The sequence below is a fragment of the Streptomyces sp. NPDC104761 genome (assembly GCF_055583445.1).
Genome location: NZ_JBVJNZ010000001.1, coordinates 317142 through 340304, shown reverse-complemented (window position 1 = coordinate 340304; position 23163 = coordinate 317142). Strand labels below are relative to the sequence as shown.

The following is a 23163-nucleotide window of genomic DNA, read 5'->3' as shown; positions in this document are numbered from 1 at the left end:
TGCCCTCGGAGATCGTGCCGATCCTCAGGTGACCGGGCCGGGACGCGTCCCGGTCACACCACACCCCCCCACAGACCCACAGGAGACACCCCTCATGTCCGCATCCCAGACCCCCGGCACCTTCGGGGTCACCACCACCGCCGCCGAGGTCGTCGACGGCGTCGACCTGCACGGCCGCCGGGCCGTGGTGACCGGAGCCAGTTCCGGAATCGGCGTGGAGACGGCCCGCGCGCTCGCCTCGGCCGGCGCCGACGTCACCCTGGCCGTGCGCGACACCGCGGCGGGCGACCGCGTGGCGGCCCGTCTCGCGGCCGGACTCCCGGCCGGGTCGGGCGAGTTGACCGTGCGGCGGCTCGACCTCGCCGACCGGTCGACCGTCGCGGCCTTCGCGGCCGGCTGGCAGGGCCCGCTGCACATCCTGGTCAACAACGCCGGCGTGATGGCCCCGGCGGAGGTCACCCGCACCCCCGACGGCCACGAGCAGCAGTTCGGCGTCAACCACCTGGGCCACTTCGCCCTCACCACCGGCCTGCACCGGGCGCTGGCGGCGGCGGACGGCGCCCGGATCGTCTCGGTCAGCTCCACCGGCCACCTCTTCTCCCCCGTCGTCTTCGACGACCTGGACTACCGGTTCCGCCCCTACGACCCGTGGACCTCCTACGGCCAGTCGAAGAGCGCCAACATCCTGTTCGCCGTCGCCGCGGCCGAACGCTGGGCCGACGACGGCATCACGGCCAACGCCCTGATGCCGGGCAACATCGCCGACACCAACCTGGCCCGGCACGTGGACATGAAGCAGGTCGAGGAGTTCATCGCGTCGGGCGAACTCGCCCTGCCGCCGCAGAAGACGGCGGAGCAGGGCGCCGCCACCTCGGTGCTGCTGGCCGCGTCGCCGTCCGTGGCGGGGGTCAGCGGCCGCTACTTCGAGGACTGCGCGGAGGCCAGGCCGGTCACCGGGCGGGCAGGTGCCGTCGGCGGGGTCGCGCCGTACGCCCTGGACCGGGACAGCGCGGCGCGGCTGTGGCACGTCTCCGAGGCACTGGTGGGCTAGGACGCCGGGGCGCAGGCCGGCCGGGTCACAGGGCGCGGTACATGACGTGCAGGCCGACCGGTCCGTGCTTCGGGTGGTCGAAGGCCTGCGGGACCGTGCCGAGGATCGTGAAGCCGAGGGAGGTCCACAGGGCCACGGCGGGGTTGGTCTCGACGACGGCGTTGAAGACCATCGCCCGGTAGCCGTGCGCCCGGGCCTCGGCGAGGACGTGCTCGGCGAGGGCGCGTCCGATGCCCTGGCCGCCGCGGTCCGGGTCGACCATGAAGCCGGCGTTGGCGACCCGTGCGGCGGGCCCCCCGTAGTTGGGGGTCAGGTAGGCGGAGCCGACGACGGCTCCGGTGGGGTCCTCGGCGACGTAGACCCGTTTCGCCGGGCTCATCCACAGGGCGCGGGCCGCCTGCTCCGGGGTGTCGGGGTCCCAGCCGTAGGTCTCGGCGGCGGCGACGATCCGGTGCCAGAAGGGCCAGATCTGCGGCCAGTCGTCCGCGGTGGCTTCTCTGATCAGCATGGGCGTGAGTCTCGCACGCCCATGCGCGTCGGCGATCGCGACGGGACTGACCGGCCGGTCAGTCCACGCTGGGCAGGATGTGGGGCTCGGCGAGATCCTCCTCGTAGCCGGCGAGGCGGATCGGGGCGGACCGGGCCCACACGTCGAGGCTGCCGAGTTGTCCGGGCCTGCTGCCCGCGCGCTCCGTGCGTTCCTTGGGGCGCTGCTCGCGATTCGTCTTGTCAGGTGTCACCGCGCACTCCTTCTGTGTCGGTCACCCTCGGGGCGGTACCGGACAGTCTGCGTTCCGGTGCTCGGCGCCCGCTCGGGTCTGGGTCAAAGGCCGGTTCGGACGCGGTGGCGCCGGTAACTCACAAGAGAGCAGGCCGTTGTCGACCGGCTTGTCCCCGGGACGGACCGTGGGTGTGGGTGGGACCCCTTGGTGCTGTCCGTCCCCTATAGATTAACCAAATGAGCGGGGGTCCGCTCGATAGGGAGTGCAAACAAGGTGTAACTATCGCGAGTCGCTCCGCAATTCAGCGATCCCGAAATGAACCTGTTCGTAACATCATGCCCTGTTTACGGCCCACCGGCCCAATCCTTGAATTCGAACATGGATTCCAAAAGGTCGGCACCCGACCGACCGCGGCGGCCCGCGGCCGCAACAGGCTGTGCAGTTCAGGTTGCGTTGGCCGGGTCGAAAACTCGGCATGATGCGATGGCGCAGGACAACGGCTGTCTCGCGGAAGGACTGACGCATGGAGCTGCGCAGCGTCGAGGAGCTGATGGATCTGCTGTACGCCTGCCGGCACCAGCGCGCACTGCGTGCCGCGGCGCTGCTGCGCCGCAGGCGCCCCGCCGACAAGGAGCTCCAGGTGGCAGGCCTGGTGCACGGCATCGGGGAGCTGCTCGGCCCCGCCGACGGCGCCGCGCACGCGGTCCGCCACCTGCTCGGGGAGCGCGTCTACCACCTCGTCCGCGGGGACCGCACCGCCGGCGCCGACGACGTGCTGCGCCTGCGCCAGGCGGACGAGGAGAGCCGCACCGCGGGCTTCGACGCGGGCGTCCTGGAGGACTGGCGGACCGTCCTGGAACTGGTCGCGGCCAGCAACTCCCGCCTGGGGGCTGTCGACTGACGTCCCGTCATGAGACGGTACGGCGATGACGTCATCGTACGGGCCGTCGTACGGGCTCCGGGGCCGGGCGGCCGTCGTCACCGGCGGCACCCGTGGGATCGGGCGCGCGGTCGCCGAGGCGCTCGCGGCGGCCGGTGCGCTGGTGTGCGTGAGCGCCCGGGACCCGGACGAGGTGCGGCGTACGGCGGCCGGGCTGGGCGGGGTCGGACTGGCCGGCAGCGTCGGCGAGCCGGAGCACGCCCGGGAGCTGACCCGGCTGGCGCTGACCGAGTTCGGGCGGCTGGACGTCCTTGTCAACAACGCGGCGACCAACCGCCCGTACGGCCCGCTCATGGATGCCGACCTGGGCCTGTGGCGGGAGGCGTTCACGGTCAACGTGGAGGCCCCGCTGCGGCTCACGCAGTGCGCGTGGCGCGGCTGGATGCGGGAGCACGGCGGCTCCGTGATCAACATCTGCACGGAGGGCGCGGCCCATGTCGGCCCCCACGTGGGCGCGTACGGCACCAGCAAGGCGGCGCTGCTCCACCTCACCCAGCAGCTGGCGGGCGAACTGGCACCCCGGGTACGCGTCAACTCGGTCTCCCCCGGCCTGGTACGCACGGAGATGGCCCGCTTCATGTGGGAGCCGCGCGAGCAGGAGATCGCCGCCGGGCTGCCCCTGGGGCGGATCGGGGAGCCGGAGGACGTGGCGGCCGCGGTGCTGTGGCTGGCCTCGGACGCGGCGGAGTGGGTGACGGGGGCGGACCTGGTGGTGGACGGCGGTACGAGGGTACGAGCGGCGCGTGTCCCTACCTGAAGGGGCGCTGCGGGTACCCCCGGCCGAAGGCCGGGGAGGACCTGCGCGACCAGCCCCCCGCACACCCGCACCCGCCCGACCAGGCCGAGCTCACCACTTGCCGGGCGCGTAGTCCTTCAGGAAGACCCCGTACACGTCGTCGCCCGTCTCGCCCCGCACGATCGGGTCGTAGACGCGGGCGGCCCCGTCGACCAGGTCGAGCGGCGCGTGGAAGCCGGCCTCGGCCAGGCGCAGCTTGTCGTAGTGCGGGCGCTCGTCGGTGATCCAGCCCGTGTCGACGGAGGTCATGAGGATGCCGTCGGTCTCGAACATCTCCGTCGCGCTGGTCCGCGTGACCATGTTCATGGCGGCCTTGGCGGCGTTGGTGTTGGGGTGCCCGGCGCCCTTGTAGCCGCGGCCGAAGACGCCCTCCATCGCCGAGACGTTGACCACGTAGGCCCGGCCGCGTGCCGCCCGCTTCGCGGCCGCGGCCATGGCCGGCCGGAGCGCGCTGATCAGGATGAACGGCGAGGTGTAGTTGCAGAGCTGGGTCTCGAGCAGCTCGATCGGCGAGATCTGGTCGATGGTCTGCACCCAGGTGTTGGTGTCCACGACGTCCGGGACGAGGCCACCGGCGTCGATGGCGGTGCCGTCCAGGTGCCGGGCCACGCTGGCGTTGCCCGCGACGAGGGCGAGGTCGGCGACCTGCTGCGCGTCCAGGCCGCTGGTGCCCAGCGGCAGCGCGGCGAGGCCGTCGACCGCGCCCGAGTTGAAGGCGCCGATGACCTGGTGGGCGGGGAGCTCACCGGCGGGCAGCGGGGCGCTCTCGCCCTCGACCAGGGCCGCGTACGCGGACGGCAGCCGGCGTACCGTCTGGGTCGCGTTGTTGATCAGGATGTCGAGCGGGCCGGCCGCACCGACCCGTTCCGCGAGGGCGACGGCCTGCGCGGGGTCGCGCAGGTCGACGCCGACGACCTCCAGCCGGTGCAGCCAGTCCGCCGAGTCCTCCATCGCCTTGAACCGGCGGATGGCGTCCTTCGGGAAGCGCGTGGTGATCGTCGTGTGGGCGCCGTCCCGCAGCAGCCGCAGCGCGATGTACATGCCGATCTTGGCGCGGCCGCCGGTGAGCAGGGCACGCTTGCCGGTCAGGTCGGCGCGGGCGTCGCGCTTGGCGCGGTTCAGCTCGGCGCAGTCCGGACAGAGCTGGTGGTAGAAGTAGTCGACCTCGACGTAGCGGGCCTTGCAGGTGTAGCAGGAGCGCGGGCGCTGGAGTATCCCCGCGACCCTGCCCTCCTCGGTCCGGGAGGAGGGCAGCAGGCCCTCGGTCTCGTCGTCGATGCGCTGCGCGGACCCGGTCGCGGTGGCCTCGGTGACCGCCTTGTCGTGGGCGGTCTTGGCGGCCCGGCGCTCCTGGCGGCGGCGCTGCTTGACCGTGCGGTAGACGCCGGCCGTGGCCCGGCGCACCGCGATGGCGTCCGGGTGGTCGACCTCCAGCTCGTCCAGCTCCGCGAGCACGCCGAGGCAGACGGCGAGCCGCTCGGGGTCGATGCCGGGGCCGTGGACCACGGCTCCGTCCACGGCCTCGTCCGCGGCCCGCACCGCTTCCTCGGCCGCCGGGCCGTCCTGTGTCACCGTCATCGCGCTGCCGTTTCCGTGATCCACCAGCGGCGCTCCGACTCGCGCCCGCTTTCGAACCCGGAATTTTACGGAGCGCCGGGCATTACCTCCAAACCCGGCCGGATCACGGATCGCAGACCGCGATCAGCGAGACCACCTCGTCGGTGACCGCGCGGGCCAGCACGTCGAGGTCGGGGACGGCGCTCGCGTCGGCGACCAGGCCGTAGTGGACACGGTTGCGGTAGGTGGAGATGGCGACCGCCAGGGACTGGCCGGGCGCGAGCGGGGCCAGCGGGTAGACGGCCGTGAGCGGGTGGCCGCCGAGGCACAGGCCGACGCCCGGCAGCGGAACGCTGGTGACCAGGATGTCGAACCAGAGCCGGGCGGCCTGGCCGACGAGCGGGCCGCCGAGCCGGTGCCCGAGCGCGGGCACGTGGTCGGCCAGCAGGGCGACGGCACCGGCGCCCCGGTTGGGGCCGGCGTCCTTGTTGCGGACCATCGCCGTGCGGACGCGGTCGAGGCGGGCGAGCGGGTCGGGGTTGTCGACCGGAAGCCGTATCAGGTACCCGGAGAGCCGGTTGCCCTGGGGGGCCGCGGTGCGCGGGCGGCGCCTGGAGACCGGGATCAGGGCGCGCGGGGCGACGCCCTCGGTGCCGTCGCCGCGCTCGTCCAGCCAGCGCCGCAGGGCGCCGGCGACGACGGCGATCAGGACGTCGTTGACGGTGCCGCCGACGGCCTTGCGGACCCGGTGCACGTCGTCGATGTCGAGGTCGACCCCGGCGATGCTGCGGGTACCGGTGGGCTCGGACCTCAGCGCGGCCGACGAGCTCACCCCGAGGGCGGACAGCGCGACGGAGGCACCGATGTCGAGGGCCCGGCCCACGTCGGAGAGGGCGCCGCGCACCAGCTCGGGGAGCCTGCGCACGTCGGGCAGGGCCAGCATGGGGCGCGGCGGCTCGATCGAGCGGGGGGCGCGCACCGGCAGGTCGAGCGGGTCCATGACGCCCGCCGCCAGCTTGAGGGCGCGCAGCCCGTCGGCGAGGGCGTGGTGGAACTTGAACAGCACCGCGAAGGACACCCCGTCCTCGCCGGGCAGCACGTGCGCCTCCCACGGCGGCCTGCCGCGCTCCAGCGGACGCTCCATCAGCCGGCCGGCGACGGCGTGGAAGTCGGCGGTCGGGGCGTGCAGCCGGACGTGGTTGAGGGGGTCGAAGTCCGGGTCGGTCTCGCGGGCGGCACCGCCGAACGCGAGCGGCTGCCAGACGTCTCTGATGCGCATCCGCAGTCCGGGGACCGCGGCAGCCCGGGCCGCGAGCAGGTCGGCGGCGTGCGCGCCGGCGGTCGGCGAGTGCGCCGAGAAGACGCCCAGCGCGCCGAGGTGCATCGGGTGCTGTTCGGACTCGATGTTCCAGAAGGCCAGATCGAGCGGGGCGAGCAGGTCAGCAGTCGCAGTCATCGAAAAGGGTGCCTCGCGTTGACGGAGGGTGGATCAGCAGTCAAACGCCGACTCATGATTACGGTCAAGTACGATCACGCTACGCTCAGTTAACAGCAGATTAAGTCCCGCCTCCTCCGAAAGAGGCGGGACTCCTGCGGCACCTGAGGTCACTTCAGCGCCGGTGGTCCCGCCTCGGGTGACGTACCCCACTCTGACGGGCGCGGGCCGACCGTGAACGCCAGCGAGCGCAGGGAGCGCAGCGCCCCGGTCGTCAGATACGTGCGGCCGTAGTCGGTGCCGTCGGTGCGGGCCCGCTGGATGTACCGGTGGCCGGCGGAGGTCCCCGGCGCGGTCACCGTGAACCCACCGCTCGGCCAGAAGTGCCGGTCGAGGCGGACGTCGGCTCGGTCGAAGACGGGCGTGGACAGGCCCCAGGTGCCGTAGCCGGGCTGCACCGGGAAGAGGCCGAGCGACGACAGCACGTTCCAGGCGGACATGGTGCCGAGGTCGTCGTTGCCGGTCATCCCGGTCGGGCCGTCGGTGAACAGGGTCAGCGCCGCGTGCACCACGTCGGTGGTCTTCCAGGGCTGGCCGGTGGAGAGGTAGGTGTACGGGGCGATCAGGTCGGGCTCGTTCATGGGGTTGTAGACGGCCGCGTTGTAGTAGGTGTACGCGTTGCCGTGCACCCACACGTCCCGCGCGGTCTTCGCCGGGTCGGCGAGCAGCCTGTCGTAGGCGAAGAAGGAGTCGAGCCGTGCGTTGGTGGCGCGCTCGCCGCCGATCAGGGAGATCACGCCGGGCAGGTCCTGCGGGACGAGCCACTGGTACTGCCAGGCGGTGCCCTCGTGGAAGCCGATGCCGCGGGCCGGGTCGGGGTCGCCGGTGAAGGCGCCGGAGGCGTCGCGGGCGCGGAAGAAGCCGGTGGAGGGGTCGAAGACGTTGCGGTAGTTCTGCGCCCGGGTGGCGTAGCGGGCCGCGTCCTCGACATGGCCGAGGTCCCGGGCCATCTGCCCGAGCATCGCGTCCGACAGCGCGTACTCCAGGGTGACGGAGGCGCCGTGGTCGTAGTCGGAGTCGCCCACCTTGGTGTGCGGGCGGCCCTTGAGGTACGGCGCGTAGCCGTCGGCGAGGTACTCGGCGTTGGCCTCGCGGCCGACCCCGGCGTTGGCGGCCGGCGGCACGCCGTCGGCGTTCTGCCGCAGCGCCCGGTAGGCCTGCTCCTCGTGGCCCTTGAGCAGGCCCAGCTGGTAGGCGGTGGTCAGGAACGGGGTGACCGGGTCGCCGGTCATGATGTTCGTCTCGACCGTGCCGTAGCCCCACTTGGGCAGCCAGCCGCCCTCCTCGGCGATCCTCAGCACCGACAGGGCCATGTCGCGGGCCTCGCGCGGGGCGAGCAGGGCGAGGGCCTGGGCCTGGGTGCGGTAGGTGTCCCAGAGCGACCAGTTCTGGTAGTAGGTGAACCCCTGGGCGCGGTGGATCCGGCGGTCCCAGCCGGTGTAGCGTCCGTCGGCGTCCTCCCCGACGTTGGGCGCGAGAAAGGTGCGGTACAGGGACGAGTAGAAGGTGCGGCGCAGGGCCGGCGAGCCGCCCTGGACCCGGATGCCGGCGAGCCGCCGCTCCCAGGCGTCCCGGGCCGCCCGTCGTACCGCGTCGAACGAACGGCCGCCCTCGGCGCGCAGATTGGCCTCGGCGCCGTGCGCGTCGACGTATGACAGGGCGGTGGTCGCCTCGACCGTACGGTCCCGGGTGGTGTCGAAGCGGACGTAGGCGCCGTCGGCCCCGGTGCGGGCGCCGGGGGTGACCGCGGTGCCGTTCCAGGTGCCGTACGCGGTGAAGGGACGGCTGAAGCGGGTGACCGTGTAGACGGTGTAGGGGGCGGTCTCGCGGCAGAAGCCGTGGCCGGTGATCCGCGTGCGGACGGTGTGGTCGTCGAGGATCTCGATCTCGCTGCCGGCCGGCTTGTGCAGCGCCTGGTGCGCGTTGAGCAGGACGTTGGCCTTGCCGGTGGCCGGGAAGGTGTAGCGCTGGACGCCGGTGCGGGCGGTCGCGGTCAGTTCCGCCGTCACGCCCGAGTCGAGGCCGACACGGTAGTAGCCGGGGCTCGCCGTCTCGTCGGCGTGGTCGAACCCGGCGGCGTACCTGGCGTAGTCCGTCTGCGTGACGTCGCCGGTGGTGGGCAGCACGGGCAGGTCGCCGCCGATGGCGCAGCCGACGCCGGAGAGGTGGACCAGGGAGAAGCCGCGGATCCGGTGCTGGGCGTAGTCGTAGCCGGTGCTGTGCCCGGTGTCCGGGGAGAGCTGCACCATGCCGAAGGGCACGGCCGCGCCGGGGAACGTGTTGCCGTCGTCCTGACTGCCGATGAACGGGTTCACCAGGTCGGCGAGGCTGCCGCCGGCCGGTTCGGCGGCCTCCGCGGCGGGGGCGGTGAGCAGCGCGGACGCTGTCAGCACGGCGGCGAGGCAGAGCCGGGTGCACCGGAGAGCCGCGGTGGTATGTGACATACCACTGGCCTCTCTCGTCCCTCTCATGTCGGATGACCTCCGAAGTTCGACATTGCTGTCTGCATCGTGAGGGGAGAGTGGCCCAAAGTCCGGCAAATGAGGGTTATTCACTCGCAGCGCGTCGCGCCCGAGTTGGCGTGCGCGCGAGGGCTACGAGACGATCTGGCCCTTCCCGAGGGCGATGACCCCGCCCTTGGAGACGGTGTACAGCTCGCTGTCCCGGTCCGGGTTGACGCCTATCGTCGCGCCCGGCGGGACCTCGACGTTCTTGTCCAGGACCGCGCCGCGCACCACCGCGCCCCGGCCCACCACGACGTTGTCGTGCAGCACCGACCCCTGGACCACGGCACCCGGGTCGACCCGCACCCCCGGGGACAGCACCGACCGGGTGACCTGGCCCCGGATCAGGCAGCCCGCGCTGATGATGGACTCGCTCGCCATGCCGCCGGCGTTGAAGCGGGCCGGGGAGAGCTGGTACGAGTGGGTGTAGATGGGCCAGCTGCGGTTGAAGAGGTTGAAGGCGGGCCGCTCGGCGATCAGGTCCATGTGGGCGTCGTAGTACGCGTCGAGGGTGCCGACGTCCCGCCAGTAGCCGCGGTCGCGGCTGGTCTCGCCGGGGACGTGGTTGGCGGCGAAGTCGTAGAGCTGGGCCTCGCCGCGGGCGGTCAGCTGGGGCAGGATCGAGCCGCCCATGTCGTGCACCGAGTCGTCGTCCTCGGCATCCCGGTGCAGCGCCTCCACCAGGGCCTTGGTGGTGAAGATGTAGTTGCCCATGGAGGCGAAGACGCAGTCCGGGGCGTCCGGCAGGCCCGGCGGGTCGGCGGGCTTCTCCAGGAAGGTCTCTATCGTCTGCCCGTCCGAGGCCGGGGTGATCACCCCGAACGCCGAGGACTCCGCGCGCGGAACGCGGATGCCCGCGACCGTGACCCCGGCGCCGCCCTCGATGTGCTGCTGGAGCATCTGCCGGGGGTCCATGCGGTAGACGTGGTCGGCGCCGAACACCGCGACGTAGTCGGGCTGTTCGTCGTGGACCAGGTTGAGGGACTGCAGGATGGCGTCGGCGCTGCCCAGGTACCAGCGCGGGCCGAGCCGCTGCTGCGCCGGGACCGGGGTGACGTAGTTGCCGAGCAGGCTGGACATCCGCCAGGTGGTGGTGATGTGCCGGTCCAGCGAGTGCGACTTGTACTGGGTCAGCACGCAGATGCGCAGCACGTCCGCGTTGACCAGGTTGGACAGCACGAAGTCGACCAGGCGGTAGGTGCCGCCGAAGGTGACCGCTGGTTTCGCCCGGTCGGCGGTCAGCGGCATCAGGCGCTTGCCCTCCCCGCCGGCCAGCACGATCCCGAGTACCGAAGGTCCACCACGACGCATGGCCGCTCCCCTCACCCTGGTGCTCCATGCCTGCCCTGGGAGCACTCCCGTTAAGCCTGCACCGTGATCGCGTCGAACAGGCGGCCTGTTCGTTACGCCTGTCGTTACGCCTGTTTGAGGATCTCCTCGTAGAGCCGGACCGTGCGCCGGGCCACCGCGTCCCACCCGAACTCCCCGACCGCGCGCTCGCGTCCGGCCTCGCCCATACGGCGGGCCGTCTCCCGGTCGCCGACGACGGCGTCCAGGGCCCGCGCCAGGCCGTCCTCGAAGTCGTCGTCCAGGTCGACCAGCAGGCCCGTCTTGCCGTCCTCGACGACTTCGGGGATCCCGCCGACCCGGGACGCCACCACGGGCGTGCCGCAGGCCATCGCCTCCAGGTTGACGATGCCGAGCGGCTCGTAGACCGAGGGGCAGGCGAACACGGCGGCGTGGGTGAGGAGTTGGATGACGTCGGCGCGGGGCAGCATCTGCGGGATCCAGTGCACGCCCTCGCGGACCCGGCTCAGCTCCGCGAACAGCTCGCGGAACTCCCGGTCGATCTCCGGGGTGTCGGGCGCGCCGGCGCAGAGGACGACCTGTGCCGCCGGGTCGATGTCCCGTACGGCGCGCAGCAGATGGGGCACGCCCTTCTGGCGGGTGATCCGGCCGACGAACAGCACGTAGGGGCGGCCGGGGTCGATGCCGGTCCGGGCGAGGACGTCGGTGGCGCGGTCCGGGCGGTAGAGGGCGGTGTCGATGCCGTTGTGCACGACGTGGACCTTCGCCGGGTCCAGGGCCGGGTAGCAGTCCAGGATGTCGGTGCGCATCGCCCCGGACACGGCGATCACACCGTCGGCGGCCTCGATCGCGCTTCGTTCGGCCCAGCTCGACAGGGCGTAGCCGCCGCCGAGTTGCTCGGCCTTCCAGGGCCGCAGCGGCTCCAGGGAGTGGGCGGTCACCACGTGCGGGACGCCGTAGAGCATCTTGGCGACGTGGCCGGCCAGGTTGGCGTACCAGGTGTGCGAGTGCACGAGTTCGCGGCCTTCCAGGCCCGCGGCCATGGCGAGGTCCACGGAGAAAGTGCGCAGCGCGTCGTTGGCGGTGTCCAGGGCGGTCCAGGGGCGGTGCCGGACGACGCCGACCCCACGGCCCTCGCCCCAGCAGTGCACCTCCAGGTCGACCAGGGGGCGCAACTCCCTGGCGAGGAACTCCACGTGAACACCCGCGCCGCCGTAGACGTCCGGGGGGTACTCCCGGGTCAGCAGTCCGACTCGCACCCGCAACCCCTCGCTCTCCACGGCCGGTTGTTCCATGGTCACCCAGATGCGGCGCGCGGGGAAGAGCGCGGTGGTTGTGTGAAACAACAGTCACCGCAGACCCCGCCGCCCGGTACCCGGTAGTAGAGACAGCAGCTGCGGCGCCGGAAGGCCGGCCCGGTGCGGGTGCCGGTGGCACTCAGCAGGGGGTCCGCGAAGAGGGCGTCGGCGAGGGCGCGGGTCCGGGCCGCCGCATCCGCACAGCCGTTCGCGCGCGCCCAGCGGTCCAGCTCCCGGGCGGTACCGGCCAGCGCGGAGCCGGCGTTGCCCCACAGCAGGCCGGCGGCGAGGCCGTAGCGGTCCCGCAGGGCGGCCCCGAGGGGTTCGAGGTGGCCGTGCAGGACGACGCGTACGACGGTGTCGGCGAGCGCGGCCGGGCCGGTGCCGCCGGGCAGGGCGCGCAGCTCGGCGAGCCGGAGGTCGTCGGGGGCGGCGGCGCCGGGATCCCACAGGAGCAGGCCGGGGTCGAGGTCGGGGAGGCGGCCGTAGCGGACGGCGCAGCCGAGGGCGACGGACCAGAGACGGGCGGCCAGCGCCTGGTGGGCGAGGGAGGCGGCGACCCGGGGTTCGGTGGCGCCCAGACGCCTCGAAACGGTGTCGACACGGAAAGTCAGGGCATTTCCGTAAACATCCGATGTGAATTTTTTATAGGCCTTTGCCAGGGTTGTGGATTGGCCCGTCCGCGCCGCGTCGCGCTCTCCTACCGCAGGCCGGAGCGTGCGCAGGACGAAGAAGCCGCCGAGCGGGCGGAGCGCGGCGAGATCAGGGTCCAGGTCCTCGAACAGGTCCACGAACAGCAGTAGTACCAGGCCTCGCGGGATCCCGTGGACACGCCCTCTCCACCCGGCGGCCCCCACCCTGGGGATGATCGGGATTCCGGCGTACTCCATCGGTAGTAGGACCCATTAGGTGCTCAGGTACGACGACGGGAAGCACGCGGACGGGCAGAGTGTTGCTCATGGAAGCCGACCGATCACCGCGCGGGGCCAACCGGCCGCGCCCGACGCAGAGGAGCCGGGTATGAGCGCCCTCGCGTTGTCCGTGTTGCTTTCCTTCGTCTCCGCCGTCGCCTACGCCGGCGGAGCGATCGTGCAGGAGCAGGTGGCGGTCTCCTCCCCCGACGAGCAGTACGCGCCGCTGCGCCGCCCGAGCTGGTGGGGGGCGATGGCGCTCAACGGCCTCGGCGGCCTGCTGCACGTCGTGGCACTGGCCTACGGCCCGCTGAGCCTGGTCCAGCCGCTGGGCGCGCTCACCATCGTGTTCGCGCTGCCCATGGCGGCCCTCTTCGTCGGCCGCCGGGCCGGGGCGACCGCCTGGCGGGGCGCGATCATGGCGACCGTCGGGCTGGCCGGTCTGCTCTCCCTGGTCGGCTCCTCCGACTCGCACACCCTGGAGTCCGCCGGGCGGATCGGCGTCGCGCTGGTCACCGGCGGGGCGGTCGTCGCGCTGATGATCGCCGGCCGGGCGGCGCACCGGCACCCGGCGGTGCGCAGCGTCCTCCTCGCCACCGCGTCCGGCATAGCGTTCGGCATGTCCTCGGTGTTCACCAAGGTCGTGGCGATCGACTGGGACGGCGGGATCGCCACCGCCGACCTGCTCTGGCTGTCCGTGATCGGCGCCTACGCCGTCGCGGGCGTCCTGATCTCCCAGGCCGCCTACCGCGGCGGCGGTCTCGCCGCGCCGCTGGCCACGCTCACCGTGGTCAACCCGGTGCTGGCGGCGGCGGTGGGCATCACGATGTTCGGCGAGACGTTCCGCTACGGCACGACGGGCACCCTGCTGGCGCTGGGCTGCGGTGTGGTCGCGGCGGGCGGCCTGATCCTGCTGACGACCGAGCGCATCGAGCGCACCCCGCACCCCGCCCAGCCGGTCCCGGTGCCCGAGCCTGCAGTGGCCGAGGTGTCGCCCGAGCCGCTGGTCGAGGCGCTGGTGGAACTGGCCGAGGCGGGCCTGGCGCAGGCCGGTGCGGCGCGGACGGAGCCCATCGAGGTCGGGTCGGCGGAGGCCGCCTCTCTGGTCGGGATGCCGCAGCAGCGGTCGGCGTCCGCCGCGCCGGACGTGGTCCCGGACGTGGCCGATGTGCTGCTGCCCGCGGCCGACTACGTGCACGGTCCGCTCCTGAGCCGGCGCCGTACGCGGATCAGATCCTGACGCCGCCGGCCCGGAGATAGGCGACCGGGTCGATGTCCGTGCCGAAACCGGGCCCCGTCCGCACCTCGAAGTGCAGATGCGGGCCCGTGGCGTTTCCGGTGGAGCCCGAGCGGCCGATCCGCTGGCCCGTGGACACGCTCTGCCCGGCCCGCACGGAGATCGCCGACAGATGGCCGTACTGCGTGTAGCGGCCGTCGGCGTGCCGGATGACCACCTGGTAGCCGTAGGAGCCGCCCCAGCCCGCCGTGACGACCTGCCCGGTCTCGACCGCCTTCACGGAGGAGCCGGTGGGCGCGAGGAAGTCGACGCCGGTGTGGTAGCCCTTCGACCAGTGCGAACCGGACACGTGGTAGCCGGTGCCGACCGGGGCGTCGACGGGGGCGACGAGGGAGCGGCCGGCGTGCGTGGCGGCCTTCGCCTTCTCGGACCTGGTCTTCTCGGACTTGGTCTTGGTCTTGGTCTTGGTCTTGGCCTCGGTCTTCGGGTGGGCCCTGGTCTTGGTCCTGGTCTTGTCCTTGGGGGCGGTCGTACTCGCCGCCCGGCCCGTCAGGCTCAGCCGCTGACCCGGCAGGATCAGGTCGGGGTCGGAACCGACCGTCGTGCGGTTGGCCGCGTACAGCCGGTGCCAGCCTCCGGCCACGTCGTGTTCCTCGGCGATCCCGGAGAGCGTGTCGCCGTGCACGACGGTGTACATCTCGGCCTGGCCGGCCCGGGACTGCGGTGTGGTCTGCGGCCGTACGTCCCGTACGGAACTCTTCGCGGCGTGGTGCGTCGCGGGGTGCGTGGCCGCGCTCTCGGTGTGCACGTCGGGGGTGTCGCCGCCGCGGGTGAGCCCGGCCCGCACTGAGCAGACCGGCCAGGCGCCCGGCCCCTGGCCGTCGAGGACCTTCTCCGCCACCGCTATCTGCTGGTCCTTGGTGGCGAGGTCGGCGCGCGGCGCGTACCTCGTGCCCCCGTAGGCCTCCCACGTGGACTGGGTGAACTGCAGCCCGCCGTAGAACCCGTTGCCCGTGTCGATGCCCCAGTCGCCACTGGACTCGCAGGCGGCGACCCGGTCCCAGGTGGACACGGAGGCCGCGTCGGCGCTCGAGGCGGCGGCAAGCGGGAGCGCGAGGCCGGCGCCGCCCGCCGTCACGGTGAGCGAGGCGCGGTTGATCCTGTTCGGCTGGTACCGGCGGTGCCGGCCGCGTTCGGCCATGTCTGGAGCCCCCCTCGCCACGCGCGTCAGGAAGGCCAAAAGTAAGCGTCCCGAACAGGCCATGACAAGGCGGCATTCAGCCGCCTCTCGCCCCTGTGGGCACGGCCGCCACGCCCGAACGCGTGCCACCGGGACAGACGTTGACGCGCCATCAGCCGTACCGGCCCAGCCGGGCCCCGCGAAGACGTGTCACGAGGCTGCTGAGCCGTCGGGCCCCTGTGGTCCGTATCTGCAAGTGCGGCCGGTCGAACGGCGGGTCAGGATGGCCTTTGGGCAATACTGGCGGGCATGAGCGGCGGCAGCATCCCTTGCACGTTCTACGGGATCGACTTGATTCTTGAGGAGCAGGCGGTATGAGCACTTCGGCGCAGATCGGCGTCACGGGTCTCGCGGTCATGGGCCGCAACCTCGCCCGGAACTTCGCGCGCAACGGCTACACGGTGGCGTTGCACAACCGCACGGTGTCGAAGACACACGAGCTGGTGGAGAACTTCGGGGACGAGGGCGACTTCATCGCGGCCGAGACCGCCAAGGAGTTCGTGGCGGCGCTGGAGCGGCCCCGCCGACTGGTCATCATGGTCAAGGCGGGCGGTCCGACGGATGCGGTGATCGAGGAGTTCGCACCGCTCCTGGAGCCCGGCGACATGATCATCGACGGCGGCAACGCGCACTTCGCGGACACCCGGCGCCGCGAGAAGGCGCTGCGCGAGCAGGGCATCCACTTCGTGGGCATGGGCGTGTCCGGCGGTGAGGAGGGCGCGCTGCACGGGCCGAGCATCATGCCGGGCGGGCCGAAGGAGTCGTACGACTCGCTGGGCCCGATGCTGGAGAAGATCTCGGCGAAGGCGGCGGACGGCGCGCCCTGCGTGACGCACATCGGCCCGGACGGCGCCGGGCACTTCGTGAAGATGGTGCACAACGGCATCGAGTACGCCGACATGCAGCTGATCGGCGAGGCGTACCAGCTGCTGCGGGACGTCGCCGGGTACTCCCCCGCGCAGATCGCGGACATCTTCCGCACCTGGAACACGGGCCGGCTGGACTCGTACCTGATCGAGATCACGGCGGAGGTGCTGGCGCACGTGGACTCCGCGACCGGGAAGCCGTTCGTGGACGTGGTGGTGGACCAGGCGGAGCAGAAGGGTACCGGCCGCTGGACGGTCCAGATCGCGCTGGACCTGGGGGTGCCGGTGTCGGGGATCGCCGAGGCGGTCTTCGCGCGTTCGCTGTCCGGTCACGCCGATCTGCGGGCCGCGTCGCGGGGGCTGGCAGGTCCGAAGCCGAAGGCGCTGTCCGAGGCGGAGGCGGGGGCGTTCGCGGACCGGGTGGAGCAGGCGCTGTACGCGTCGAAGATCGTGTCGTACACGCAGGGCTTCCACGAGATCCAGGCGGGCAGCGACGAGTACGACTGGGGCATCGACCTCGGGGCGGTGTCCTCGATCTGGCGGGGCGGCTGCATCATCCGGGCCGCGTTCCTGGACCGGATCCGGTCGGCGTACGACGCGCGGGCGGACCTGCCGAGCCTGCTGTCGGACGAGACGTTCGCGCGGGAGATCGCTCAGGCGCAGGACGACTGGCGTGAGGTGATCATCGCGGCGACGCGGGAAGGGGTCGCCGTGCCCGGCTTCTCGGCGGCGCTGGCGTACTACGACGCGCTGCGGGCGGAGCGGTTGCCTGCGGCGCTCACGCAGGGGCAGCGGGACTTCTTCGGGGCCCACACGTATCGGAGGGTGGACCGGGAGGGGTCGTTCCACACGCTGTGGGGCGGGGACCGCTCGGAGGTCACGGCGTAGCGTCGGGCCACGTTTGCGGGGTGCGGGTGGGCTGCGGGTTCGCGCAGTTCCCCGCGCCCCTGAGCCGGGCTGGGGCCGACGGTCGAGTGCGGGCGCGTCGTGGGCTTTCGCGCAGATCCCCGCGCCCCTGAGCCGGGGCTGGGGCCGACGGTTGAGTGCGGGCGCGTGGGCTTTCGCGCAGATCCCCGCGCCCCTGGGGCGGGCTGGGGCCGACGGTCGAGTGCGGGCGCGTCGTGGGCTTTCGCGCAGATCCCCGCGCCCCTGAGCCGGGGCTGGGGCCGATGGTCGAGTGCGGGCGCGTCGTGGGTGTTCGCGCAGTTCCCCGCGCCCCTGAGCCGGGGCTGGGGCCGATGGTCGAGTGCGGGCGCGTCGTGGGTGTTCGCGCAGTTCCCCGCGCCCCTTGAGCTGGCTCGGGTGGTCCGTCGTGTGTCCGTATGTGGTGGGATTTCGTGCGGTTTGCTCAGGTCAGGGGTGGGCCCGGTTCTGGGGTGGGGGTGGGTTCTGGGCCCGGGGGGATCGGGGACGGGTCGGGGGGTGGGGGAGCCGGGGTGGGGGGCTCGGGTGGTGGGGTCGGTTCCGGGGCCGGGGGTGGCTGGGGGGTGGGGACCGGGCTGGGGTAGGGGTCCGGAGGGTGGGGGTCTGGGGCGGGGGCTGGGTGTGGATTCGTCATGGTGTCCTCCGGCCAGTGGCTCGATGTCACCTCTGGGGGTCTACTGCGCCACCTACCCGACCGACGCCCGCGCACTCCTCGCGGCCGCCGCCAGACCCGGACGGGGGCTGGACAGCATCGGGAGGGCCGTGGCCGTGAACTTCGCGGCCGAGGTCATGGAGGCCTGGGCCAGGACGATCACGTCGGCGTCGGTGACGGCGTCCGCGGCGGCTGCCACCAGGCGGGCGCAGCCCTCGATGTCACCGGCCTCGAAACGGGTCCAGGCGTCCGGTACGACCTGGGCGCGGGCACGGATCGGGCGGTCCGCGCGCCGGGCCTCGTCGTCGAGCAGGGCCAGGGTCGGCGGCAGGGTGCTCTCGACTGTCGCCAGGACGGCGATACGGGGCCCCGCCGCCACCGCCTCGGCCGCCATCGGACGGTCGCCGCGGACGACCGGTACGCCGACCTTGCCGGCGGCGCGCTCCGCCACCTCGCCGATCGTCGAGCAGGTGCAGAGCACGGCCCGTACCCCGTCGTCCGCCGCCGCCCGGAGGAGAGCCGCGGTGACGTCCCCGGACACCGCCTCGGGGCCGTCCCGGCGGGCCCGGGCCAGGAGCGCCGGGTCCACGTGGTGGCGTAGCTCCAGGCCCGGGTGGTGCTCGTCGCGCAGGGCGTCGAAGACGGGGACGTGGAGGGGCGAGGTGTGGAGGAGGGCGAGCACGCGCGGGCCGTCAGAAGCGGTCGGGGTGGGCGACCAGCCATTCCTTCGCGGCGCGCAGCAACTCGGGGTCCGGTGCCGGCGCCACGTCGGGGTGGCGCTCGGCCCACCTGACGACGTACGGGCAGAGCGGGGCCACCGGGGTCTCCTCGCGCTCGGAGATCGCGTACAGCTCGCGGGCGAGGGAGCCGGCGATGCCCTTCCCCTCGTGCTCGGGCTGCACGATGGTGTGGACGGGCACGAGGGCCCGGGAGGGCGACTCCAGGACGAAGTACTCGATGTGGCCGACGACTTCGTCGCCGGCGACCGCCTCCAGACGGCCGGCCTCCCGGTCGTCGCGGATCTCGATGTCGCTCATGTCGCCCTCCTGGTCCTCCGGTCAGGCCGACACGGCCTGCGGGCTGCGCTCCTGGTCCGAGCCCGGTACCGGCTCGGACGGGTCGGCGCCGAGGGCCACGACCCGGTTGTCGTGGTCGACGTGCACGACCCGCGGCCGAAGCGTACGCGCCTCGGCGTCGGTGACCTGAGCGTAGCTGATGATGATCACCAGGTCTCCGGGGTGCACGAGATGGGCGGCCGCCCCGTTGATCCCGACGACCCCGGAGCCCCGCTCGCCCTCGATGACATACGTCTCCAACCGGGCGCCGTTGGTGATGTCGACGATGTGGACCAGCTCACCCGGCAGCAGGTCGGCGGCGTCGAGGAGGTCGGCGTCGATGGTCACGGATCCCACGTAGTGCAGGTCGGCCTGGGTGACGGTGGCGCGGTGGATCTTGGACTTGAACATGGTACGAAGCACGGAGATACTCCCGGTTTGACTGCTCCCTGCCTGCTTTTTGCAGGTCAAGGGCGATGCTCGGAGGCTACAACGTTTTCGCATGTGTGGTCAGCTGTCGCCGGGTGTTCGAGGACTCACGCTGACCGGTTGCCGACTTTCCTGACGACTGCTCAGAGGTGCTGAGGGGTGCAGAGCGCAGCCCGGACGGCCTGCCGAACCAAGACGCAGACGCGCAACGCTCGACTGGAAACTCGCCCGGCAGCAGCGGGGCCACGACGAGACGGTCGGCGAGGAACACCTCGACGCCGTGCTCTGGGACAACGCCGCCGCTTTCTACCGGCTCTGTGCCAGTCCCGAGGAGACCTACGCCGCAGCGGACAGCTGACGCAATCCGGCTTCCAGACCGGCCACACCACCCGAGGAGAGCGCCGGGGTTATCGGCCGGTCGGGCCGAGGACCGTTGTCACGAGCCGACGCGCGTACGCGGCGTCGAGTCCGTCCGGGCGAAAGAGGATGCGGTACATCAGCGGGGCGACGACGCCGTCGACGACCGTCTCGACGTCCGGCGTCTTCTCCCCGCGTTCTGTCGCACGGGTGAGGATGACGTCGATCTGTTCGGCGGCGTAGGCCGAGCACTGGCCGGCGTTGCTGCCGTCCGGGTCGCCGAGCAGGGCGTCACGGATGTAGGCGCGGCCGGCGGGGGAGGACATCTCGTCGAGGAACTGCTCGGCCCAGGCCGTCAGGTCGGCCGGCAGGGCACCGTGGTCCCCGGGCGCGGTCTCGGGCCGCAGACGCTCGACCGCCACGTCCGACAACAGCTCCTGCAGATCCCCCCAGCGGCGGTAGATCGTCGACGGTGTAACGCCCGCGCGCTGGGCGATCATCGGTACCGTCAGGGCGTCGCGGCCCACCTCCGAGGCGAGTTCGCGCACGGCGGCGTGCACCGATGCCTGGACCCGGGCGCTGCGCCCACCGGGGCGTACCATCTGCCTGCTCATGGGACCCACCTTAAAGCGAAATCATTGCGTCTAGTGACCCGCCGGGGGCGCTGGGCTGGTCGTCCTTCCACGCTGCGGGATGCGCGGTGCGGTCTGTCCGCTCCATCGCCCTCGGCGCCGTCACCGCTCGGGCGCTTTCGGGGAACGCCCGCGCGGGCTGTGTCGTCGAGAGCGGGTGAGTGCCCGACGACTGCGGCACAGCCGTCGGGCACTCACCCTGCCCATGCGATGCTGCCGGGGCCCGTCCTTCGTTCACGCCGCGTGCGCGAGGTCGTGGGCGGGCTGCGTCTGCACGTAGGCGTGGCCGACCCGTAGGAGCGCGCTCTCTTGGAGCGGTCGCCCGAGCAACTGCATGCCGATCGGCAGCCCCGCCGTGTCGTGGCCGACCGGCATGGACAGGGACGGTACTCCGGTGATGTTGGCGGGGGACGACAGGCGCACGTAGGCGTCGGAGACGGCCTCGACGGTGCCGTCGGCCCAGGTGATCGTCTCCTGGCCGGCCCTGACGGCGGTCGCCGGGACGGTGGGGGCGGCGATCACGTCGACCTCCGTGAGCATGCGGGCCCATTCCTGCCGCATGAGGGTGCGGGAGCGCTGGGCGCGCAGGTAGTCTCCGGCGGGCATCAGTTCGCCGGCCTCGAGGAGGACGCGGACGTCGTCCTGGTAGAGCTCGGGGACCGTGCGCAGGGTCGCCTCGTGGTAGGCGGTGGCCTCGGGCACCATCAGGCCCCACTGCGTGGCCTGGATGTAGCGCGTCATGGGGATCTCCACCTCGACGAGGCGTGCGCCGAGCGCCTGAAGCTGGTCGATGGCACGCCGGACGGCGGCTTCGACCTCGGGGTCGATGTGGTCGAAGTAGTAGGTGCGCGGTACGCCGACCCGCAGCCCCGTCAGGTCCGTGCCCGCATCCGGCCGGTAGTCCGTGGCCGGTGTGGTCAGGGAGGCGGGGTCGCGGGGGTCGTGCCCGGCCAGGGCGGCCAGGACCAGGGCCGCGTCCTCGACCGTGCGGGCGATCGGGCCGACGTGGTCCAGTGACCAGGACAGGGACGTGACACCGTGCCGGGGGACGAGCCCGTAGGTCGGCTTGAGGCCGACGACCCCGTTGAGCGCGGCGGGCACCCGGATGGATCCGCCGGTGTCGGTGCCCAGGGCGAAGGTGGCCATGCCCGCGGCGACGGCAACGGCGGACCCGCCGCTGGATCCGCCGGCAACCCGGCCTGTGTCCCAGGCGTTGTGGGTCTGTGGGGTGGTCAGGCCATAGGCGAACTCGTGCGTGTGCGTCTTGCCCAGCAGGACCGCACCGGCCTTCGCCAGGCGCGCGGCGACCGTGCTGTCGGACTGCGCGCTGTGGTCGCCGCGGACCCGGGAGCTGGCCGTTGTCGCCGCGCCCGCGACGTCGATCAGATCTTTGACGCCCATGGGGATGCCGTGCAGCGGACCGAGGTAGCGGCCGGCCGCGATGTCGTGTTCGGCCGCACGCGCGGCAGTGCGGGTGCGCTCGGTGGTGACGGTGACGTAGGCCCGAAGGCGCGGCTCCGCCTGTGCGATGCGCTCGAGGATCGAGTCCGCCAGCTCGACGGGGGACAGCTGCCGTGCCCTGATCGCGTCGGCGGCTGCGGTCAGGGACAGTTCATACGGCTGCATCGGGCTTCTCCTGCTCCGCGCGGTAGGCGGAGGCGGGTGGGGTGTCCCCGAAGTCCAGCTCCCGCAGGACCGAGACGACGGAGTGGATGTGGTGGGCGGTGGCCGCGACCGCGGCGTGGCGGTCGGCAGGCAGCGGGAGCCCGGCGCGGGCGGCCCAGCGGGCCGCTTCCGGCGGGGTGAGCTCTACGGCGGACATGGATCTCTCTCTTCTCGGGCCGAAGCGGCGAAGCGTCCACGTCAGCTACAAAAGCTAAGCATTTGCGTTAGTCCACTGTAGGACCTACGGTTCCTTAAAGCAAACCCATTGCCTTTAGTGCATGAGGAGTCCCATGCCCACCGTCACACCCCGAGCACCCGCGCCACGCCGTCCCTACCAAGCCGCCCGCCCCCGCACGGCCAATCGCGCGGCGCCCTTCGTTACGTCCTCAGCTACCTCTCCATGAGCCTGCCCGCCATCGCCGCGGGCGCCGCCACCCAGCACTACGGGCTGCGCACCGCCGCCCATGCCTATGCCATCGCTGCCGCCCTGCTCGCCGTCGCGGCCCTGGCCGCACTCACCGTGTCAAGGGGCAGGACAGTCCACCACGGGCACAACGACCTTCCGTAACGAGACCCAGAGGACAGAACGATCATGAGCGCCGCGCACCACAACCACCCGGCCACCGACCTGACCGCCGCCCCCTCCTGGACCGTGGGCGACGTCACCGTCCACCGCATCGACGAGGTTCTCCTGCCGCCCGCCACCGGATCGTGGCTGCTGCCCGACGCCACCCCGGACCTCGTCGGCGCGCAGGACTGGCTGCGTCCCCACTTCGCCGACGACGAGGGCACCCTCCGCATCGACAGCCACAGCTTCGCGTTCACCCTTGGCGGCCTGCGCATCCTGGTCGACACCGGTATCGGCAACGGCAAGGAGCGGGCCAATCCCGCCTGGCATGGCCTGGATACCGACTACCTGCAGCGCCTGACCGTCGCCGGATTCCCCCCGGACTCGGTCGACCTGGTGATCCTCACCCACCTGCACGCCGACCACGTCGGTTGGAACACGCAGAAGGTGGACGGTGGCTGGGTGCCCACCTTCCCCCACGCCCGTTACCTGGCCTCCCGCACCGAGCGGGAGTTCTGGGCCTGGTACGACATGGACGAGGCACGCGAGCAGATGTTCCGCGACTCCGTGATCCCGGTCGAGGACGCGGGACTGCTCGACCTCGTCGACGTCCCCGCCGAGGGCCTCGACGTAGCCCCCGGCCTGCGCCTGCTCCCCACCCCCGGCCACACCCCCGGCCACGTCGCCGTCGAGCTGACCAGCCACGGCCGGACGGCTCTGATCACCGGCGACTGCATCCACCACCCCGTCCAGCTCGCCCACCCCGCCGTCGGTGCCTGCGTCGACATCGACCCACAGCAGTCCGAGACCTCGCGCCGGACACTGCTCGCCTCACTCGCCGACACGGACACCCTCGTCCTGGGCACCCACTTCGCACCGCCCACAGCCGGGCGCGTCGTCCCCCATGAGAGCGGCTACCGACTCTCATCCGTCCCCGCCGGCTCGCACTGACCCGG

At 72.3% G+C, this 23163-nt stretch carries 22 protein-coding genes; 7 read left to right on the top strand and 15 right to left on the bottom strand.

The window, feature by feature from the left end; all coding sequences use genetic code 11:
* Window positions 1-94: 94 nt before the first annotated feature.
* Window positions 95-1051 carry an SDR family NAD(P)-dependent oxidoreductase gene (locus ACZ63F_RS01590; protein WP_469707661.1) on the top strand — a complete coding sequence of 319 codons (957 nt, stop codon included), beginning with the start codon at window positions 95-97 and terminating at the stop codon, window positions 1049-1051.
* Between the two features lie 25 nt (window positions 1052-1076).
* Here the strand turns inward: ACZ63F_RS01590 and ACZ63F_RS01585 are convergent, their stop codons facing one another.
* Both ACZ63F_RS01585 and ACZ63F_RS01580 read right to left on the bottom strand, forming a co-directional pair.
* Entirely contained in the window at window positions 1077-1559 is a 483-nt protein-coding gene (locus tag ACZ63F_RS01585; RefSeq protein WP_469707659.1) for a GNAT family N-acetyltransferase, read from the bottom strand.
* Window positions 1560-1617: 58 nt separating this feature from the next.
* Complete coding sequence (locus tag ACZ63F_RS01580; RefSeq protein ID WP_352356208.1) at window positions 1618-1791, bottom strand: hypothetical protein; 174 nt, start codon at window positions 1789-1791, stop codon at window positions 1618-1620.
* Between the two features lie 505 nt (window positions 1792-2296).
* Here ACZ63F_RS01580 and ACZ63F_RS01575 point away from each other — a divergent pair.
* Both ACZ63F_RS01575 and ACZ63F_RS01570 read left to right on the top strand, forming a co-directional pair.
* Window positions 2297-2674 carry a hypothetical protein gene (locus tag ACZ63F_RS01575; protein WP_469707657.1) on the top strand — a complete coding sequence of 126 codons (378 nt, stop codon included), beginning with the start codon at window positions 2297-2299 and terminating at the stop codon, window positions 2672-2674.
* A gap of 25 nt (window positions 2675-2699) precedes the next feature.
* Window positions 2700-3470 carry an SDR family oxidoreductase gene (locus tag ACZ63F_RS01570; protein ID WP_469707656.1) on the top strand — a complete coding sequence of 257 codons (771 nt, stop codon included), beginning with the start codon at window positions 2700-2702 and terminating at the stop codon, window positions 3468-3470.
* Between the two features lie 90 nt (window positions 3471-3560).
* Here ACZ63F_RS01570 and ACZ63F_RS01565 read toward each other — a convergent pair whose 3' ends face one another.
* From ACZ63F_RS01565 to ACZ63F_RS01540, 6 genes are all read right to left on the bottom strand, one after another.
* A complete protein-coding gene (locus ACZ63F_RS01565) occupies window positions 3561-5087 on the bottom strand; it encodes an SDR family NAD(P)-dependent oxidoreductase (protein WP_469707654.1) in 1527 nt (508 codons plus the stop codon).
* Window positions 5088-5190: 103 nt separating this feature from the next.
* Window positions 5191-6522, bottom strand: coding sequence for a wax ester/triacylglycerol synthase family O-acyltransferase (locus tag ACZ63F_RS01560; RefSeq protein WP_352356200.1), 1332 nt, complete (start codon window positions 6520-6522; stop codon window positions 5191-5193).
* Between the two features lie 149 nt (window positions 6523-6671).
* Complete coding sequence (locus ACZ63F_RS01555; RefSeq protein WP_469707652.1) at window positions 6672-9005, bottom strand: GH92 family glycosyl hydrolase; 2334 nt, start codon at window positions 9003-9005, stop codon at window positions 6672-6674.
* 150 nt (window positions 9006-9155) lie between these two features.
* Window positions 9156-10376, bottom strand: coding sequence for a glucose-1-phosphate adenylyltransferase (gene glgC / locus ACZ63F_RS01550; protein ID WP_469707650.1), 1221 nt, complete (start codon window positions 10374-10376; stop codon window positions 9156-9158).
* 104 nt (window positions 10377-10480) lie between these two features.
* Window positions 10481-11632 carry a glycogen synthase gene (gene glgA / locus ACZ63F_RS01545; protein WP_351955773.1) on the bottom strand — a complete coding sequence of 384 codons (1152 nt, stop codon included), beginning with the start codon at window positions 11630-11632 and terminating at the stop codon, window positions 10481-10483.
* A gap of 38 nt (window positions 11633-11670) precedes the next feature.
* The gene (locus ACZ63F_RS01540) at window positions 11671-12480 is read right to left on the bottom strand and encodes a (2Fe-2S)-binding protein (RefSeq protein WP_469709281.1); all 810 of its coding nucleotides are present in this window, start codon (window positions 12478-12480) and stop codon (window positions 11671-11673) included.
* A gap of 211 nt (window positions 12481-12691) precedes the next feature.
* Between ACZ63F_RS01540 and ACZ63F_RS01535 the strand changes: the two genes are divergently transcribed.
* Window positions 12692-13822, top strand: coding sequence for a DMT family transporter (locus ACZ63F_RS01535; protein WP_469707648.1), 1131 nt, complete (start codon window positions 12692-12694; stop codon window positions 13820-13822).
* Here the strand turns inward: ACZ63F_RS01535 and ACZ63F_RS01530 are convergent.
* The gene (locus tag ACZ63F_RS01530; RefSeq protein WP_469707646.1) at window positions 13812-15020 is read right to left on the bottom strand and encodes a transglycosylase family protein; all 1209 of its coding nucleotides are present in this window, start codon (window positions 15018-15020) and stop codon (window positions 13812-13814) included. The two genes, ACZ63F_RS01535 and ACZ63F_RS01530, sit on opposite strands and share 11 nt — an antisense overlap.
* Window positions 15021-15373: 353 nt before the next feature.
* Between ACZ63F_RS01530 and gndA the strand changes: the two genes are divergently transcribed.
* Window positions 15374-16813: an NADP-dependent phosphogluconate dehydrogenase gene (gndA, locus tag ACZ63F_RS01525; protein ID WP_469707644.1), complete on the top strand. Its 1440-nt coding sequence runs from the start codon at window positions 15374-15376 to the stop codon at window positions 16811-16813.
* Window positions 16814-17535: 722 nt separating this feature from the next.
* On the opposite strand, the gene ACZ63F_RS01520 is transcribed toward gndA, so the two are convergent.
* The 6 genes from ACZ63F_RS01520 to ACZ63F_RS01495 all read right to left on the bottom strand — a co-directional run bounded on the left by ACZ63F_RS01520 (window position 17536) and on the right by ACZ63F_RS01495 (window position 21796).
* Window positions 17536-18183 (bottom strand): aspartate/glutamate racemase family protein, encoded by a 648-nt coding sequence (locus tag ACZ63F_RS01520; protein WP_469707643.1) that lies wholly within the window; start codon window positions 18181-18183, stop codon window positions 17536-17538.
* Window positions 18184-18193: 10 nt separating this feature from the next.
* Window positions 18194-18538: a GNAT family N-acetyltransferase gene (locus ACZ63F_RS01515; RefSeq protein WP_469707642.1), complete on the bottom strand. Its 345-nt coding sequence runs from the start codon at window positions 18536-18538 to the stop codon at window positions 18194-18196.
* 21 nt (window positions 18539-18559) lie between these two features.
* Window positions 18560-18979 carry an aspartate 1-decarboxylase gene (gene panD / locus ACZ63F_RS01510; protein ID WP_362602480.1) on the bottom strand — a complete coding sequence of 140 codons (420 nt, stop codon included), beginning with the start codon at window positions 18977-18979 and terminating at the stop codon, window positions 18560-18562.
* A 413-nt stretch (window positions 18980-19392) separates the two neighbouring features.
* Window positions 19393-19956 carry a TetR/AcrR family transcriptional regulator gene (locus ACZ63F_RS01505; RefSeq protein ID WP_469707640.1) on the bottom strand — a complete coding sequence of 188 codons (564 nt, stop codon included), beginning with the start codon at window positions 19954-19956 and terminating at the stop codon, window positions 19393-19395.
* 252 nt (window positions 19957-20208) lie between these two features.
* Entirely contained in the window at window positions 20209-21600 is a 1392-nt protein-coding gene (locus ACZ63F_RS01500) for an amidase (protein ID WP_469707638.1), read from the bottom strand.
* Window positions 21587-21796, bottom strand: a complete 210-nt coding sequence (locus ACZ63F_RS01495) for a hypothetical protein (RefSeq protein WP_469707637.1) — start codon at window positions 21794-21796, stop codon at window positions 21587-21589. The genes ACZ63F_RS01500 and ACZ63F_RS01495 overlap by 14 nt, the downstream gene beginning before the upstream one ends.
* Before the next feature lie 243 nt (window positions 21797-22039).
* Here ACZ63F_RS01495 and ACZ63F_RS01490 point away from each other — a divergent pair, with 243 nt between their 5' ends.
* Window positions 22040-22207 (top strand): hypothetical protein, encoded by a 168-nt coding sequence (locus ACZ63F_RS01490; RefSeq protein WP_469707636.1) that lies wholly within the window; start codon window positions 22040-22042, stop codon window positions 22205-22207.
* A 24-nt stretch (window positions 22208-22231) separates the two neighbouring features.
* The gene (locus ACZ63F_RS01485; RefSeq protein WP_469707634.1) at window positions 22232-23158 is read left to right on the top strand and encodes an MBL fold metallo-hydrolase; all 927 of its coding nucleotides are present in this window, start codon (window positions 22232-22234) and stop codon (window positions 23156-23158) included.
* The last annotated feature ends 5 nt before the right edge of the window (window positions 23159-23163 follow it).